Source organism: Vibrio hippocampi (assembly GCF_921292975.1).
Classification (GTDB): Bacteria; Pseudomonadota; Gammaproteobacteria; order Enterobacterales; family Vibrionaceae; genus Vibrio; species Vibrio hippocampi.
The window spans coordinates 135,307-152,094 of record NZ_CAKLCM010000003.1 but is presented as its reverse complement, the minus strand read 5'-3'; the positions used below and the strand labels follow the sequence as shown (position 1 = coordinate 152,094).

At 40.9% G+C, this 16,788-nt stretch carries 15 protein-coding genes and 1 pseudogene; 6 read left to right on the top strand and 10 right to left on the bottom strand.

The annotated features are described in order from the left end of the window. Positions 1-31: 31 nt before the first annotated feature. Positions 32-697 (top strand): DJ-1/PfpI family protein, encoded by a 666-nt coding sequence (locus tag L9Q39_RS13810; RefSeq protein ID WP_237485692.1) that lies wholly within the window; start codon positions 32-34, stop codon positions 695-697. 316 nt (positions 698-1,013) lie between these two features. On the opposite strand, the gene L9Q39_RS13805 is transcribed toward L9Q39_RS13810, so the two are convergent. After that, positions 1,014-2,519, bottom strand: coding sequence for a BNR-4 repeat-containing protein (locus L9Q39_RS13805; protein WP_237485691.1), 1,506 nt, complete (start codon positions 2,517-2,519; stop codon positions 1,014-1,016). 526 nt (positions 2,520-3,045) lie between these two features. Between L9Q39_RS13805 and L9Q39_RS13800 the strand changes: the two genes are divergently transcribed. Next, positions 3,046-4,005, top strand: coding sequence for an AraC family transcriptional regulator (locus L9Q39_RS13800; RefSeq protein WP_237485690.1), 960 nt, complete (start codon positions 3,046-3,048; stop codon positions 4,003-4,005). Positions 4,006-4,374: 369 nt separating this feature from the next. Here L9Q39_RS13800 and L9Q39_RS13795 read toward each other — a convergent pair whose 3' ends face one another. From L9Q39_RS13795 to L9Q39_RS13775, 4 genes are all read right to left on the bottom strand, one after another. Continuing rightward, positions 4,375-5,541: a glycoside hydrolase family protein gene (locus L9Q39_RS13795; RefSeq protein WP_237485689.1), complete on the bottom strand. Its 1,167-nt coding sequence runs from the start codon at positions 5,539-5,541 to the stop codon at positions 4,375-4,377. 898 nt (positions 5,542-6,439) lie between these two features. Beyond that, positions 6,440-7,588: a lactaldehyde reductase gene (fucO, locus tag L9Q39_RS13785; protein ID WP_237485688.1), complete on the bottom strand. Its 1,149-nt coding sequence runs from the start codon at positions 7,586-7,588 to the stop codon at positions 6,440-6,442. A 199-nt stretch (positions 7,589-7,787) separates the two neighbouring features. Next, positions 7,788-8,714 (bottom strand): PocR ligand-binding domain-containing protein, encoded by a 927-nt coding sequence (locus tag L9Q39_RS13780; RefSeq protein ID WP_237485687.1) that lies wholly within the window; start codon positions 8,712-8,714, stop codon positions 7,788-7,790. 1,177 nt (positions 8,715-9,891) lie between these two features. Next, on the bottom strand, positions 9,892-10,407 hold the full coding sequence (locus L9Q39_RS13775; protein ID WP_237485686.1) for a transposase: 516 nt from the start codon (positions 10,405-10,407) through the stop codon (positions 9,892-9,894). Positions 10,408-10,652: 245 nt separating this feature from the next. On the opposite strand from L9Q39_RS13775, the pseudogene L9Q39_RS13770 reads away from it, so the two are divergent. Beyond that, positions 10,653-10,961, top strand: a pseudogene (locus L9Q39_RS13770) (MFS transporter); the annotation flags it as partial. A 233-nt stretch (positions 10,962-11,194) separates the two neighbouring features. Here the strand turns inward: L9Q39_RS13770 and L9Q39_RS13765 are convergent. Next, complete coding sequence (locus L9Q39_RS13765; RefSeq protein ID WP_237485685.1) at positions 11,195-11,935, bottom strand: siderophore-interacting protein; 741 nt, start codon at positions 11,933-11,935, stop codon at positions 11,195-11,197. 95 nt (positions 11,936-12,030) lie between these two features. Here L9Q39_RS13765 and L9Q39_RS13760 point away from each other — a divergent pair, with 95 nt between their 5' ends. Next, positions 12,031-12,456 (top strand): MarR family winged helix-turn-helix transcriptional regulator, encoded by a 426-nt coding sequence (locus L9Q39_RS13760; RefSeq protein ID WP_237485684.1) that lies wholly within the window; start codon positions 12,031-12,033, stop codon positions 12,454-12,456. A gap of 135 nt (positions 12,457-12,591) precedes the next feature. On the opposite strand, the gene ahpC (L9Q39_RS13755) is transcribed toward L9Q39_RS13760, so the two are convergent. Both ahpC (L9Q39_RS13755) and ahpC (L9Q39_RS13750) read right to left on the bottom strand, forming a co-directional pair. Then, entirely contained in the window at positions 12,592-13,149 is a 558-nt protein-coding gene (ahpC, locus tag L9Q39_RS13755; RefSeq protein WP_237485683.1) for an alkyl hydroperoxide reductase subunit C, read from the bottom strand. Between the two features lie 290 nt (positions 13,150-13,439). Continuing rightward, complete coding sequence (ahpC, locus tag L9Q39_RS13750; protein ID WP_237485682.1) at positions 13,440-13,997, bottom strand: alkyl hydroperoxide reductase subunit C; 558 nt, start codon at positions 13,995-13,997, stop codon at positions 13,440-13,442. A gap of 366 nt (positions 13,998-14,363) precedes the next feature. Here ahpC (L9Q39_RS13750) and L9Q39_RS13745 point away from each other — a divergent pair, with 366 nt between their 5' ends. Then, the gene (locus L9Q39_RS13745) at positions 14,364-14,879 is read left to right on the top strand and encodes a YgjV family protein (protein WP_237485681.1); all 516 of its coding nucleotides are present in this window, start codon (positions 14,364-14,366) and stop codon (positions 14,877-14,879) included. Between the two features lie 46 nt (positions 14,880-14,925). Here L9Q39_RS13745 and L9Q39_RS13740 read toward each other — a convergent pair whose 3' ends face one another. After that, positions 14,926-15,246 (bottom strand): antibiotic biosynthesis monooxygenase family protein, encoded by a 321-nt coding sequence (locus L9Q39_RS13740; protein ID WP_237485680.1) that lies wholly within the window; start codon positions 15,244-15,246, stop codon positions 14,926-14,928. Between the two features lie 144 nt (positions 15,247-15,390). On the opposite strand from L9Q39_RS13740, the gene soxR reads away from it, so the two are divergent. Next, entirely contained in the window at positions 15,391-15,822 is a 432-nt protein-coding gene (gene soxR / locus L9Q39_RS13735; RefSeq protein ID WP_237485679.1) for a redox-sensitive transcriptional activator SoxR, read from the top strand. 23 nt (positions 15,823-15,845) lie between these two features. On the opposite strand, the gene L9Q39_RS13730 is transcribed toward soxR, so the two are convergent. Beyond that, positions 15,846-16,751, bottom strand: a complete 906-nt coding sequence (locus L9Q39_RS13730) for a LysR family transcriptional regulator (protein WP_237485678.1) — start codon at positions 16,749-16,751, stop codon at positions 15,846-15,848. Between the last annotated feature and the right edge of the window lie 37 nt (positions 16,752-16,788).

The window sequence follows — 16,788 nt, the reverse complement described above, 5'->3', positions numbered from 1 at the left end:
CGCGCAACATATGATATCTCGTTGAGCAACAATGATTATTGAAGATTGCAAATACAACGTGAATAATCATTTTTTTGGTTATATATGGTATAAAAGGTATTGCGGTATGAAAAACGTTGCTCTCTTACTCAGCGATGGATTTGAAGAAGGTGAGGCAATCAACGTAGTTGACATACTACGTCGTTTGCAGATTTCAGTTAAGATATTGTCCTGTGATTTAGAGGTTAACCTCACTTCCTATCATGGGGTAAAAATTGTTGCCGACGATTTATTATCTGCCAACAACAATTGTGACTTTGGTGCAATAATTCTTGTCGGTGGTCCACCTAATACCGACAAATTGGGTACCGATTGTAAAGTGCTTAGTTTTATTGAAAGACACATAGACATGGGAGCCTATATAGCCGCACTCTGCTCTTCTGGCGCAAAAGTTTTAGCCAAAAACTCGTTATTAGGTTCTCACCAGTATGTTTGTTGTGGCGACTTCCACCTAAACTACTCAGATGGTTCATATATCAATCAGCCGATAGTAATTGATGGTCAGTTTATTACAGGGCAAGACTATGGGTACACAATAGACTTCGCGTTTGCAGTCGCTGAGGTTATTCTAGGCGATATTAGAACACGATCAAGTGATATGAGTGATGTGGACTGGGTTGCAAGGCATATTAATTATCGTCGATTTACTGGCTACTAGCTTTAAACGCTGTCTAAAATCTACTAATTTCGATAAATAATTTATTTCCCAATAGAAAAATCTAAAACCGCACCTTAAATCCCCTCGATTAGGTAACAACTATCTTATCGAGGGTTAGTTTTAAATGAACAAACATGCCTAAACTAAATTCTACTCATGAACTAGAACGGTAATAGTGGCTAATCTGAACAGTCTCTTGCTTTGTAGCAAGAGACTGTTTTAAAATATTGGAAGAGTTAGGAAATGAATACATCGTTATCGGATTTATATTTTAAAAGGACCAACAAGACTATCATCCTATTAGCCCTATTTATATTTAGAGGTCTAAATCAATCACCTGTAAATAAAGAGGTCGAGAAGAACCCTTTGTGCGCTCCATTAGATAGTAATATAGCTTACCGTCCGTAATATGAACTTTACCATGGCTAAACTTTTTATCTGTCTTAGATTCATAGACACGCTCAAACTCGTTGGTACCGCCTTTAGCCTTTTCAACATATGGCTTTCCATTTTTATTCAAGCCGATTATATAAATATCATCACCAGCAGTATAGATATTGGAAGCGCCAACAAAATCCTCAGTAATAATAAACTCTTTTTCCCCAGCCGGCTTGTAAGAGTGTAGATGAATCATTTCAAAATCCGAACGCTTGTTATCTCTGGACTTAACACGACTGATCATGTGTATATCGCCCTTCTCTGTCACGGTCCAATCAAACTTTTGAACGATATGTACTGAGTCCTTTTCAGTATGTTTGATGTAGTCTCCTGGCTCAAAAACCTTAATTTCATCTGAATTAACAAGTGGGAATGTCATATTTTTACCTGCGTGGTTTTTCCATTGACCATCGCCACTTGGGTTGTCAGAGTATGCGTAGTAAACACCATTTTGATAAACAAACTTATCTTCCACATTAGCGCGTTGTTGGAAACCTACTCTAAGTTTACCATTTACGTACTTCATACTCCCGTATAGACCCCAGTCATATGCGTTACCATGAGACTTAGCATCTAAAACATTAAATTGTTTCCAGTCGGACCAGTGCTGTTGTTCTGCATCATAATGAGCAAATACATAGCCACCATTGTTGTTACCTCCTTTGCGCATGTAAACCAGCAAAGTTCCGTCATCGTTTGTGTAGAACGTAGGGTAAGTTAAACCATGGTAACTGTCGTAATCTATTTTCCCACTCAGTGTTAAGTGCTTATAATCCTTACCACCTTCGCTTAATGGACTTGTATCCTTAACAAAATTTTCAAGGGTGAACTCTTCATCTGAAACTTCCGCTGCTCCAGGTAAACTATATGAATAACGGAAATAATCTTCACTAAATGCTCCATCTACAGGTCGATCTTTGCCATAAGCGTGCATATCATAAAGCATATGAATTGTACCATCGACCGGGCTAATCGAAACGGCAATGGTGTTGTGTGATTCACCAATATGACGTTGATTCAGAAATCCTGTGTGCTGATGTGGAAACTCAATAGTTTGGATAGAGCCAGTCTTGGTATTAAGTCGACTTAGCATGACGTGCCTATCTTGCTTACCGCCACGATACCAAGTCATAAAAACGTAGTCTTTGTATGTTTTTACACTGTCTCCATGAGCAGAAATTTGCGGTCCAAATTTAAAATCATAGATATCAGTGCCATTATCCTCAGCATGTCGAGCAACTCGACGTCCATCAAAATGCAAAGCTCCATCCGTGATTCTGAATTCGTTCTCAAGGGTAATCGTAGCATTTGCCACTCCAGCAGTTACGAATAACATTGAACCCAACAATGCACTCGTACATAGGCTAAATTTAAACTTATCCATAGACATTCCTATAATAGTTACTTTTTCCGTAGATTTATCGCTCAATTATTATTAATTAGCATAGCGGTATTTGAAATATAAATAGTACTGTTTAGACGTTATCAATAAAGCGCACAACGATAAATACTAACTATTGCAGTAGGGCACAACAAAGTTTGCCTGATTCAGTCTATTACAACAAATAAGGGTATAGTAAAATGTAATATTGTCATATAAATAACTTTGCTTTTACGCTCTGTCCTGATCTATAAACTGGGCAAAAACGCCGTACAGGCAACATAGCGAAACAGCATTATATAGATAAAAAAGTTAATTCTTGCTATCGTGACCTATGTCCAAACAATCACACTTAATATATTACTATTGTTGATAATAGTCACATTTAAAACGATGATTCAATTTTACCCTATGTTTTGAGTGTATATTTAAAAGTCAGTATAGATTACCATGGCAAAACTTGATCTCTAGTAAGGCAATATTTGCATAGCATGTCAAAAATCGAACTAGGCACTAAGCGAGGTTTATTATGGATAGAGGGCTGTATGATTTCATGGAAAAAATGAAGTCTACTACTATTGAAGAAGAAGGGATAATCAATAAAAACTCTGGTATCGATAATAGCATTTTTACTGATAGGTATAGAAACATTATCTCTTTTGATAAAGTGTGTCCAAGAGGAAAAATGATATCCATAAGAAAACACACTCGTTTCATACATTACCCTGCACATAGCCATGATTACGTCGAGATCTGTTATATATTAAGTGGACATTCAGTACAAGTAATTGAAAATGAAAGGGTAGAACTTCTGACTGGGGATTTGCTATTTCTAGGTCCAGGAGTCACACATGAAATATATCCCACAGATGATAGTGACATCATAGTAAACTTTATTATACATAAAAAGTTTTTTAGCTATATCTTTGAGTTTATTAGTGAAACTTGTAATTTATCAAATTTTTTTACAGACGTGGTTTTTAAGAAGTCCTCCACTTCAGCGCTCATTTTCTCAACTAAAGGAAATAATAGGTTAGAGATGTCACTTAATGAGATGCTATCAGAATTAGATGGTGATAAGTTCCTAACTGAACCACGCGTTAAGTTCTTGCTTGGTATACTTGTGCTTGATCTAACTCTTGAAAAACCTAAGAAGATTGACAAGGTGTCTTATGACCAAGGAGTTCTTTGCAAGGTAATTACCTATATGGAAAAGAACTTAAAAAGTGCCAACTTAAATGAAATATCAGAAGAACTAAACTTGAAAAATTATAACCTTTCTAAGCTAATTAAAAAAGAAAGTGGTGTTACTTTCAACAACCTTCTAAGAGAAATTAGATTTAATAGATTCTGTGAAATAATTAAAATAAAAAATGTCAGCATTAATGACTTAGCGATAGAGGTGGGATTCTCAAATACTAGTGACTTCTATAAAAAGTTTAAAGCTAAATTTGGAGTTTCACCGAGAGAATACCGTAACACACATTAGACTATCTTATTGGTGCGACTACATTTTAAGGCGACGTAGTTCCTCAATGAAGCCCGTATATATGTGCGAAATCTATCCCCATTTTACTCTGTCTTACCGAGTGCGTATTTCTAAACATTGCGACCACCATTTGCTCCCCTCGTCAAATTCATCCATCATTTGCGCAAAACATTCACAATTTAGCCTCTTTAGTCAAATCTTCAAGAAATGTGAGCGATTTTGTGAGGAGAGGATAGACAACTTTCTGAATTCCTGATAATTATAGATTACAAAAGACAACTCAAATATAGGCATAAAAACGCCCAATAAGGTATATTGGGCGTTTTAACTAACGATAGTAAGCTATGTTGATATATGGTTACCAAAAGATCATGTCATAGTTTCTTGCGCAATCGTTTCTTCTTTCTCTGTTGGTTTGTTTGCAACTAGTTTTGACAAGGCTTCAACAAAATAATAGTCACCATAGATGAGAGAACAATTGACACCCAACCCTTTAGGACAATTGAAAGCCCCTCCTGTAAGAATTCCCTGCTGTTTATCTTCACCTATCGTACAATAGTGGTCATAGAGACTCTTCAGGATACGATTTGCGACATTGAAGAAGTGTGTTTTCTGTGTTTCATCCTCAACAAGCTCAGATATGAGTAACAAACCACTTGCAGCACAAGCTGCAGCGGAGGTATCTCTTGGTGTATTGGCATCTCTTGGTGCTCGGAAATCCCAATGTGGAATTGAGTCGTCAGGTAGTTGGTCGATGAAGAAGTCAGCCGTTTTTATCGCAGCCTCAAGGTATCTTAGTTCTTTGGTATATTTATAGCTTAATGCACAGCCATGGATTGCCCAAGACGCGCCTCGACTCCAAGCTGAGTCTTCATTGTAGCCTTGACCACCGTAATAGCTTTTCACACCACCAGTAATGTAGTCAAACTCTACCATATGTCTTACTGAACCATCCGATCGGATGAACTCTTTAAGCACGGTGTCAGCATGTGCCATAGCAATCAGTTTGAATCGTGGGGCATCTAGCTGCTCAGCAGCCCAATAAAGAAGAGGCAAATTCATCATACTATCGATAATGCTTAAGCCTTTCGGGTCTGCTGCACTAACATCATTTTTGTTCCAAGCAGTTAAAAAGCGTCCATTAATGTTAAATCGGCTTGCCAGATGACTCGCTGCTCTCAATGCTCGATTTTTTGAGCGCTCATTGCCAAACAACTCATACTGTTTGATTGACGTTAGTTGCCACATAAAGCCCACATCATGATGTATGTTGATATACTCATCGAGTGGACCATCCATAATGTTCTCACGCGCAATAGCAATATCTTTAAACGGCTGATAGTGCTCTTTTTCATAGAGTAACCATAGCAACCCAGGCCAAAAACCGACAACCCATGCCCAAGGAGCATGGGTATCTTCATACCTACCTTCAGATGTCATGGAAGGAAACTGTACTGAAATGTCTTCGCTAGTAAATTTGACTTTTTCTAATACATTTTTCCAAGCGTCATTTGCCCACGTTTTATTTGGAACCATTGTTATCCCTCTAGTTCTTTCGGTAATAGTTATATTTAAATTATTGTTTAAATATAAGGTAATCATTATTGAAAAAACATGTCTGTTTTTGGTCTATTCAGGGGTTATTTTTGCCCTCATCATTGACCGTATCCCGTATGATGATCAGGCTCTATTTAACCAATACGGTAAGCAGATAGGTCCAGCTCCTAGATACACCACAACCGCTTGCGCCAGTTTTCTAATACAGCGATTAAAACAGCTGTAATAATGTTCTCTCTACCACTCCGTGCTCTTCAAGGGTTTATGTGGACTCTATTTTTGAGCTTGTGAGCGTCCCTTTGACTTATCCTGATTAAACTTGCATAAGCAAGCACTCAAAAAAGGTTGAAGTTAATTATCTTAGTAACTCTAAAGGTGCAATTAGCCAGATAGCCGACATTACTCAATGCATTACGTAGAAAGGTTCAAACTCTATCGGGAGTTGGTGATTACGACATCACAAAATGTCATGAGGTACTTCGCAAGAAGGACTGTGTTCGCTGCATCCTCCTCGAAACAATGCAGGGTACTGGGAGAGAGGTCATTTGAGAACTGAATTGGTTGGTTCAACACGCCACTTACACCTGCTTCACTTTTGTAGACAAAAGTAGTTACCAAATAACATATTACCCCCTTTTGTTCCAAGAGGATAATATGTTACATCGCCATTTCGCAAGCTGATGAAACCAAGAGTAAGAATAGAGTCACAAATAAGATATTTTCAAACATCGACCCTAGAGCTTCCATTACTATCAACTTAAATTCCTTAGTCGTTACTCAACATTATGAATCCATTATTCAAGTCCATTTGATTTGGCAAACCCTAACCTAATGCAACGGGAACAAGACTTGCCTCAGTCAACCTACTAACTAATCGCTACATGGCTTTTTTATACAAAGCCAACACCTCTTCAGGGTTAGGCTGTCTTGGGTTACCACCCAAACAGACATCAGCCATTGCTTTATCAATCCAAACTTCGAGATCCGTTTCAGCAATACTCAGCTCACTAAACCCCGATGGAATACCAACTTCTATAGAGAGCTTATTGATTAACTCGACGGCAAGCGTCGCCGCCTGGGCATCATTTAAGTCAAATGTTATGCCACCCATTGCTTCCGCTACAGCGCGGAAAGGTTCTGGGTTTGTTTCTGAGTTAAACTCACAGACAACTGGCAATAGAATAGCATTGCACACACCATGTGGTAGGTCATGTGTGGCACCAGGTTGGTGCGCCATCGCGTGGACTAATCCTAAACCAGCACTGTTAAAAGACATTCCGGCTAAGAACTGTGCACACGCCATCTGCTCTCTCGCATTTAAGTTAGAACCATCTTCAACGGCAACTGGAAGCCATTTGGCAATGAGTCTAATCGCTTCAAGCGCTGTTGGTTTGGTAAGTGTATGTGCACCTGGCGTCACGTAAGACTCGATAGCATGTGTTAACGCATCCATACCAGTAGCGGCCGTAACTGATTTAGGTAGTCCGATCATTAGCGTCGGATCATTAACAGCAATATCTGGGATCTGCTTAGCATCTACAATGACCATTTTCACCGCATTATCTTCATCAGTAATGACAGAATTAGACGTCATTTCGGCAGAAGTGCCAGCCGTTGTGTTTATCGCGATAAAGAAGGCACCCTCATTTTTAACAAGCCCGACGCCATCAAAATCACAAATATCACCTTCATTTGAAGTTACAATACGAATAGCTTTGGCGCAATCCACTGGACTACCACCTCCTACTGCAATGAAACAATCACACTCTGATTCTTTGTAAAACGATGCACCTTTTCTCACCAAGCTTGCCGTCGGGTTTGGAGTCACTTCACTAAAAACAACATAATCAAAATCTGCGTCTTTTAGTGCCGAGAACAATGAATCTAAAATCCCAAGATCAACTAAATTTTTATCAGAAACGACCAAAGCCTTCTTCAAATTCTTCTGGCTAAGAATAGCCACAGATTCTTCAACCGCTCCTTCACCAGTAAAACTTAACTTCGGTACATTTAGTGCAAAAGCCATAACGGCATTCCTCTACATAAGATAACTGATTATATTGTAACCAAAGAAATGCAGTCATAACGTGGCTCAGCAGTGAAAGTAGACAAGACGACAATTAATTACAGTGATGTGCCAATTTATTAGTAACACAGTATAATAAATAAACAAAAAACCAGACCTATAACAAAGTCTGGTTTTAGTTTTTACTTATGAATGAAAGCTAGATCATTGCATTCTGTAAGAGATCTTCCTTATGCGTCAAAAAATTTTCATCTCGGAATTCTTGTGGCGTCATTCCATACGCATTCTTAAATACTTTACAAAAATAGCTTGAGCAGGAATATCCTAAATTGCTGGCAATACGAGAAACTGACCAGTCACTATACTGTAACATTTTTTCCGCACCAATTAATCGTTGACTATTAAGGTAGTGATTAAACCCAACTCCGACCTCTTTTTTGAACAACTTACTAAAATAGTGAGGACTTAAATAGACATACTCTGCAACATCCTCAAGCCTTAAGTCTTCAAAATAGTGTCGTTCAATATATCGAATTGCTTTGTGTATACGAGTATGATTTGACTTAATTGGGTGATCACTCGCAAACAATGACTTAATATCACTTTTATCATTAATAACCATTACATCCAACTTGCCCTTTACCGAATCATCAATCAATGTCTCTAATAAATCGGCAGAAGCCAATAATCTCTTACAATCAATTTGCGGAACTTGGTCATAGTACTCAAGGAGTTCAGGGTCTTTCATCCAACTCTTGTCAATTTCTTGCACGTCGTCCAAATTTACTGGATCGTCAAGCTTCACTTGACCACAAAGCGCAAAGCCTACAAGAGTTCCCCCTATTTCAATAGGAATTGAAAAATCCGTTAAACCAGCATGACACTTATAGATACATGGTCGATTAGCCTTAGTCGCCTCCAACCCTCCACATCGATCGCTTGCTCTACATTTCTCATTCAACACATGGTTGTTACGAATCTTTCTGCAAAACTTGCTAAAGTTGATGCTGTCCGATACTTCCTTCCCCTCTAGATTCACGAGAACGACAGCCAAACCGGTTGCATAAGCAAAGTTCTGTATTACTTTCGTGATACCTTGCGACTCCAAAATTAGATCCGTGTTCACTGTGACACCTTCTCAATATGGATGAATTGATTGAAAAGCAAACTACTCAGTACTTTACTTCATGGAGTGACCATATACCCAAGTTACTATGAGCATAAAGCGTGATGGTTTTTTGTAACAGTGGCTTAAGTAGCCTCACGTTCTTTCAATTGAGGCTTAACAACATCTACGCTTTTAATTATGGAGTCCCTATCTCTCTCACAGTCGTAGCATACCGACTTACTGCTTATAAATGAGATGAACCTAAAATACGATTTGTCACGTTTTTTCTTGCAAATCAGACATTTCTTAATTCCGTCAATTGACACACGCTACCCCTTTGGAAAGTGGTGTTTTAGTTTCTAAACTAATAAAAAAACCAGTCTGAAGACTGGTTACCAAGTTCCCAGTAAGGAACGAAGGACAAACCAAATCTAGCTAAGTCTTGGGACCACTTCGAATTTGCCTTAATCGACCAGAGTGCGTATATATTCTGCAATTCCATCCACTTGACGATCTTGGAATTGATTGTTACCTACAGCTTGCTTGACAAGGTCTTAACCAACAATATCGCAACTCGCTTTGTTAAATTACACATTACACAAAAATGAATAGCAATTAAAGTTTTTTTTGAAATGTCGTTTTATTTTAAGTTTTACTTCTGTGATGCACATCTACCTTGAAAAACACCGGTGGTTTTAAGTTTATGAAATAGTTTTTAAACCACTGGGTATATCTCTTTGAACGATAGTTCCTGCATTGATACAACACCTCAACCACACTATTGGAGACCATGTCTAGAAACATATCTTCACGCCAGTACTGATAAGAGAGCATGTAAGTTCGACCTTTTAGTTGTGCCAATATTCAAGAATACTGAGCGCTTGCTGTTTTTCTTCGTTCACTTTCATTTAAACATTCTTCTTATAATTCTCTATTTACTTTAGCGCACATTTGTATAAATCATTCGCCACTAGCGGGAAGCCGTATTTCTTACAAAACAACAGTATTAGATCTACTTTTAGCTTACTCAGTGTTGGGTAACATCATCAATGATGATATTTATCTCTTTACTTATACTATGAGTACCTTATCATTCCACTCAATATGCGATAAGTTTCTCATACTGGTGACCTGCAAATTGCTAATCTATGCTGTTGTTACTAGGGCGTGTTGATCTTTGCTGTACATATTTTTATCAGCAATACATCGGTAGCCACATTAACATAAATACCAGCGATACCATGCTGGCATAATTTCTTTCTAGCTTGTCGTATCTAGTTGAAATAGTTCGATAATGCTTAATTCTTGCAAAGGCATTTTCAACCAAATGACGGTATTTGTATAAGCACCAATCCATGCTTGTTTTGTCTATGTCTTGACCGTAATTGCGTTTGGCAATTACCGCTGCACCTCCATGCGCTCGAACTATAGAGCCATCAAGAAAGACCCACTCAAAGTCAGCCATGCTAGATAAGCTTTTGAAAAGTTTATCTAAAACACCTTTCTTTGACCAAAGGTTAAAGCGCCTGTAAACCGTACTCCACTCACCAAATTCAGTGGGTAAGTCACGCCATGGAATACCTGTTCTCATTCGGTAGAGTATTCCTTCAAATGTCATTCGGTGTTCAGTTTTATCGTAGACTCGACCTGTACTTTTCATGACTTGTAGTAGCAGATCCCAGCGAATGTCGGTTAACATTGTTCTTGGCATGGTTGGGCGTCATTGTTTGTTTTTGGCGAAAGAAATGATAACGCCTAACTATGTCGCTCAAAAATTACCCACGAAAGATCAACACGCCCTAGTAAACAAGGTCCTAATGAAAAAATAATTATTACCTGTATAGCCGCAACTATTTGTTACATCGAAATAAATTCACCTAAAGAAAGAGGTGAAGATTGCCCCCCCATAATGGAAAGTCGAAAGTTCAAAGCAGGACTGGCATTCTAGCGAGCTTGCTTGCTGCTGGTTTTGTTGTCTCGGGTCTGTTTGCTGATACATTGGTCGGATTGATTATCGGTATTATCCTTATCGACCTCGGTGTGTTCAGTGCTCAAGTATCAAACCAAGTCCGGGTATTTTCAATCGACCCACAAGCACAAAGTCGTATTAACGGTGTTTATATGCTGGCTTATTACCTTGGCGGCGCCTTTGGTTCATTTGCAGGTATTCAAGCGTTTGAACGCGCTGGCTGGCTTGGTGTCGTTGGCTTTAGTGTTGTCGTCGTGGCATTGGGGTTTATTGTTAACAGAGTGAGTAAACCATAGCCTACAAGTTTTAGGCTTGCTTCTGCCTTAAAGTATGCTGGAATCATTCCCCCCACACCACAGCTTTGACCGAAGGTGAGCTCGAAGCAGAACCATTATGCACAACTTGGGTCTGGTCGCAGAGAGATTCAGGCAACAGTTTTAAAAAGTGACTTGGGTATAACAGCACAACAAACCCACCAAAAAGACCGATAGTGTTTGCTCGAACACCATCGGTTTAGATGCACCGAAACTTAAAGCGGTTGTGCTTTTTTCTGTTGCCCAAAGCGATCGGCATCAACACCTTGCTTCCAGTAACCAACCGCAAAGATATTCAGTCGACTAAAACCGAGTTGTTCTTGAAGTACTGGACGTAAAGCCCGAATCGCCCCAGCTTCCAATCCCATAAATACGTGGCTATCTTGAGGCATGCTAGTTGCGGTCTCTGTCACCAACTCTACAAGAGTCTGCTCTGTTTCATCTTCAATATGCCAGTGCGTATTGCTGGATGAATCGTAATCAAGATCAATCACATCACTGCGGGTTGGAACAGAGATGATCGCCTTAACGGTAGTGCCTGATGGAAAACGGGGAACATAGCCATTGATTGCATTCATTGACGTTAGGTCAGCAACTAATAAATAACTATGATGCTGAAAGTTGGTCAATTTTAGTGGTCCCGGTCCAGCAATACCAACGGGGTCACCCACCTTGGCTTGTTTTGCCCACTCTGTCGCGGGCCCTTGGTGACGATTAATCACAAAGTCTAAATGAAGTGAATGGCTCTGTTTATCAAACTGACGGATCGTATAAGAGCGCTTCTTATGCTCGCCACTTTCATCTTGAGGAAGAAACACTTTAACGTAACTGCCTTGTTGATCCTCCGGGAAATCAGCAAGGCTGTCACCCGTCACCACAATCCTGCGCAGGTGAGAGGAAAGCTCAATCACTTCTTTAACTACGGTCGCTCTGACATTTGGCTTTTTTGGTTTCATAGATATTTCACTTCACTTGATTTCACAGCAATATATTTGATAAAGTCAACTATATTGCACATTAATTGACCTCGTCAACTAAATTAGGAACTATTATGACCCATCCTATGATCTCTGACGTTATCTTTAGCTTAGCCTACGCCTACAAAACTAGGATGCGAGATGAGCTTAATGCCAATGAATTAGGACTCAACGGCATGCACATTCGTTGCCTAACCTATATTTCAGCAACGCCAAACAGTACCGCTAACGACATTGTTCACCATTTTTCAAGAGATAAGGCGCAGATAGCCCGCTTGGTGAAAGAAATGATTAACAATGGGTGGATCGTAAAATCCCCTAACCCTGAAGATAAACGTAGCCAGCTGCTCTCTCTAACGGAAGATGGCGCCTCTATCGTCAAAAAAGCCGTTGCGGCACAAGCTAAGGTTCACCAGCTAATGCAAGACTCTTTATCAGAACAGGAGCTAAGTGACTTTATCGCGACAGCCAACAAGATCAAATCCAATCTGAGTTTTTAATGGCAGATTAACGAGCAATTAGGCCCAGTGGTCAAATAGTGGTTCACGCTCCAAATAGAACTCCAAATAGAAAAAGCCCCGCATGCTTTGAGGCAATACGGGGCTTTCTATCACTGAGGTTTTATCTAAATCTAATTAGATTTTACCGACTAGGTCTAGAGAGGGTGCAAGCGTCTCTTCACCTTCTTTCCATTTTGCAGGGCAAACTTCGCCTGGGTTCGCTGCAACGTATTGTGCTGCTTTCACTTTACGCATTAGGTCTTCTGCGTCACGGCCAATACCTTCTGCAGTGATTTCCATCGCTTGAATCACGCCTTCTGGGTCAACAAGGAAGGTGGCACGGTCTGCAAGACCTTGACCTTCACGCATCACGTTAAAGTTGTTAGTGATGTTGCCAGTTTGGTCGCCTAGCATGAAGTAGTTGATTTTGCCGATAGTGTCTGAGCTGTCGTGCCACGCTTTGTGAGTGAAATGCGTGTCAGTAGATACAGAGTAAACTTCAACACCACGCTTTTGTAGCTCTTCGTAATGGTCGGCTAGGTCGCCAAGTTCCGTTGGGCAAACAAAAGTAAAGTCAGCTGGGTAGAAGAAGAAGATAGCCCATTTACCAAGCACGTCTTGCTCTGTAACGTCTACGAATTCGCCGTTTTTGTATGCTGTTGCGCTAAATGGTTTGATTTGTGTGTTGATCATGGTTTGTCCCTCAATCGTTTAATCTGCTTTTAAATGGGTTGGCAACACTGTGTGTTCCGTTTCGTTGAGGTAATAATGCAATGAAACCGTTGATAATAAAATTCGACTGTCTCTATCAATTTAATAGGTAACACCTATATACCCAAGTTACCTCAAGATGCGAGGTGGCTTGGGTATATAACCGTTGCGCCTCTCCAGAAACAAAAAAGCCCCGCATACCTCGGGGAGTATACGGGGAAATGTAACAGGTAGTATCAATTTGGTATGTTAGCGTTGGGTGGTGAAACCCATTAGATCTTGCCGACTAGGTCTAGAGAGGGTGCAAGTGTCTCTTCACCTTCTTTCCATTTTGCTGGGCAAACTTCGCCAGGGTTCGCTGCAACGTATTGAGCGGCTTTCACTTTACGCAACAGGTCTTCTGCGTCACGGCCGATACCTTCTGCAGTGATTTCCATTGCTTGAATCACGCCTTCTGGGTCAACAAGGAAAGTCGCACGGTCTGCAAGACCTTGACCTTCACGCATCACGTTGAAGTTGTTAGTGATGTTGCCAGTTTGGTCGCCTACCATGAAGTAGTTGATCTTGCCGATAGTGTCTGAGCTGTCGTGCCACGCTTTGTGAGTGAAATGCGTGTCAGTTGATACAGAGTAAACCTCAACACCGCGCTTTTGCAGTTCTTCGTAGTGGTCAGCAATGTCGCCAAGTTCCGTTGGGCAAACAAAAGTAAAGTCAGCTGGGTAGAAGAAGAAGATAGCCCACTTACCAAGTACGTCTTGCTCTGTGATGTCTACAAATTCGCCGTTTTTGTATGCTGTTGCGCTAAATGGTTTGATTTGTGTGTTGATCATGGTTTGTCCCTCAATCGTTTTAATTTGCTTTTAAATGGTTGGGTAACACTGTGTGTTCCGTTTCGTTGAGGTAATAATGCTACGAACTCGATGATAAATAAAACTGACCGTTTCTATCAATTCAATAGCCTAATCCTATTAAACTTACTGGTATTAGCGATTAAGAGCGCAATAGCCGCCATTCTCTGATTGAAAGTCGCTTAAAGCAGCGGCTGTGCTTTTTTATTTTGCAACTTCAAATTATTGCAACTTCAGATTACTGCAACTTCAAGTTATTACGACTTCACCACACCATACGTTATTACTGGCTCGCAACACGTTGGTTAGGTATATTGTTGCACTCTGTAGTTGAGTCGGATTGATGCGATGTTATTAGCGCAAATTATCGGTGGGGTGGCGTTTGTTTGTGGTGTCATCGCATTTTTACAAAAACAAGATCTTCGCTTTCGAATCGGCATGGTCATCTTCTGTTTTATCATGGCTACCCACTTTACTATGATGGGGGCAACCGTCGCCGCGATTGGCAGTCTACTTAACGGTACCCGTGCACTTGTCTCAATAAAAACGCAATCTAAATGGGTGATGACTTTCTTTATCCTGATGCTTCTCGGCTGTACCTTAGGTCGCGTGCAGCACCCGATAGAGCTATTAACGATCATTGGCTCCGTCGCTGCAACCTGGTCAATGTTTAATCTGCAAGGCATCAAGATGCGTGGTGTGATCATGTTGAACTCGTTTTGCTGGTTAACCCACAACCTTTGGTTAGGTTCGATTGGTGGCAGTCTGGTTGAAGCCACGTTTGTCGTCGCCAACGGTATTACTATTTATAAGATGTACAAGATGAGTCAAAGCAAAGAGAGCAACAGCGTTGAAGCAAACTAGCTAGCCGAAGAAATCTATAACCAATAACCTCAACCCTATCGTCTTATCAATTTTCAAATGGTTGCTGTTGAAGATAGTCGGTGTTGGTGGTCAGTTTATGCAGTGTTCTCGACGCCACCAGACAATCTTTCATGACTCGCCAGTAGTAGTGATAATTCGGATCTTCGATCTCTTTCGGCGTACACCAACTCTCTTCGTCCGGCCATTGCGCATAAGCCAGCAGTACCTCAGGTTGCTGCGTATCGTGTAAACGAGATCCCAAGCTTCCCGCATATTGATGAAGGTATTTCGTCACTTCAAACCAAGCATGGCGAAACACCTCAACTCGACCGGCTTTGACTTCAAACTCATAAATGGCAATAAACATCAGCTCTCCTTCCTGTATCTGGCACTTTTCTGTATCTAGCAATTTTCTGTACTTTGCGTTTTCGGTACGGTGCAATTGCGACTGGACATGACAAACCTTAATTCCTAAAGTTAACTTTAGGTCAAGGATAAAAAGGAAAATTTTATGGATATGAGTGTGGGACAAGTGGCTCAACGAGCAGGGATTAGCGTTCCAACTCTGCATTTTTATGAGAAAAAGGGATTAATTAGCAGCAGCCGTAATGCAGGGAATCAGAGGCGTTACCATCGTCAAGTGCTGAGACGACTTGCGGTAATCAAGGCGGCACAAAATGTGGGTTTGACGCTCGGTGAGATCTCAGAAGCCCTCGCTCACCTTCCCAAAGATAAAGCGCCTAAGAAAGCACAATGGGAACAACTGTCGGCACAATGGCATCAAGAGTTAGAAGTTAAGATAAACAACCTTAAAGCGCTACAGAATCAATTGGGCAGTTGTATACAGTGCGGTTGTCTGTCGCTTGAAAGCTGTGCGCTCTATAATCCCGATGATCAAATGGGTGCCAAACGATCCGGTGCTAATTTGCTAGATAGCGAGTAATCGACCGATTTACAGTGTGAAACTCACTGTTTATGCCATAAGTCCCAATATGGTGGGGTGCCGTAATATTCAGAGAAGTAGTCAATAAACGCACGCACTTTTGGTGCCAGCAGACGCGAGCTTGGATAGACTGCCCAAATCGCGGCATCATCGACCAACGGATAGTCCTCTAAAATACGAACTAAACTGCCGGCTTGTAGATGTTGATAGGCAATCCAAGTGGCACACATGGCGATTCCCATCCCATCAGCGGCGGCATCACGCACCGCTTCACCATGATCAATCTTAATTTTGCCCTTCACCTTAACGTGCTGCGCTCCCTCTAAGGTTTCAAATGTCCATGAATCCAGCCCTGCTTGATTAATACAGAGGTGACTTTTCAATTCTGAGGGAGACTTCGGTACACCATGCGAGGCAATATAATCTGGCGAGGCACACATAATGCGCTTATCTGTCGCGAGCTTTTTGGCGATCAAACTGGAATCTCTCAGCTCGGCATTACGGATAGCAACATCAAAGCCGCCCTCAACCAAATCAACCATAGCGTCAGTTAAGCGAATATCCACCGAGAGATCGGGGTATTGAGCCAGAAATCCCTTAAGCGCCGGCATCAGGTGCATACGCCCAAACGAGGCTGGGGCAGTAATTCTTAGCGTTCCTTTCGGGCAAGCCTTCCCTGTTCCCACCGTCGCCTGAGCGGCATCAACATTGCTGATAATCTCTTCCGCATACGGTAATAGAGTCTCGCCTTCCTCAGTGAGCGAAACCTTACGCGTCGTCCGGTGAATTAATCGCGCGCCTATACTCTCTTCCAGTTTGCTGATGTGCATACTGGCAACCGGCGCTGACAATCCCAACTCCTTACCGGCTTGGCTAATGTTGTGTGTAGAAGCAATACGAACAAACAATCGCAAATGCTCTATGTTCATAAAAAATAATCCCTATGCGTTGACCACTTGCCCTTCG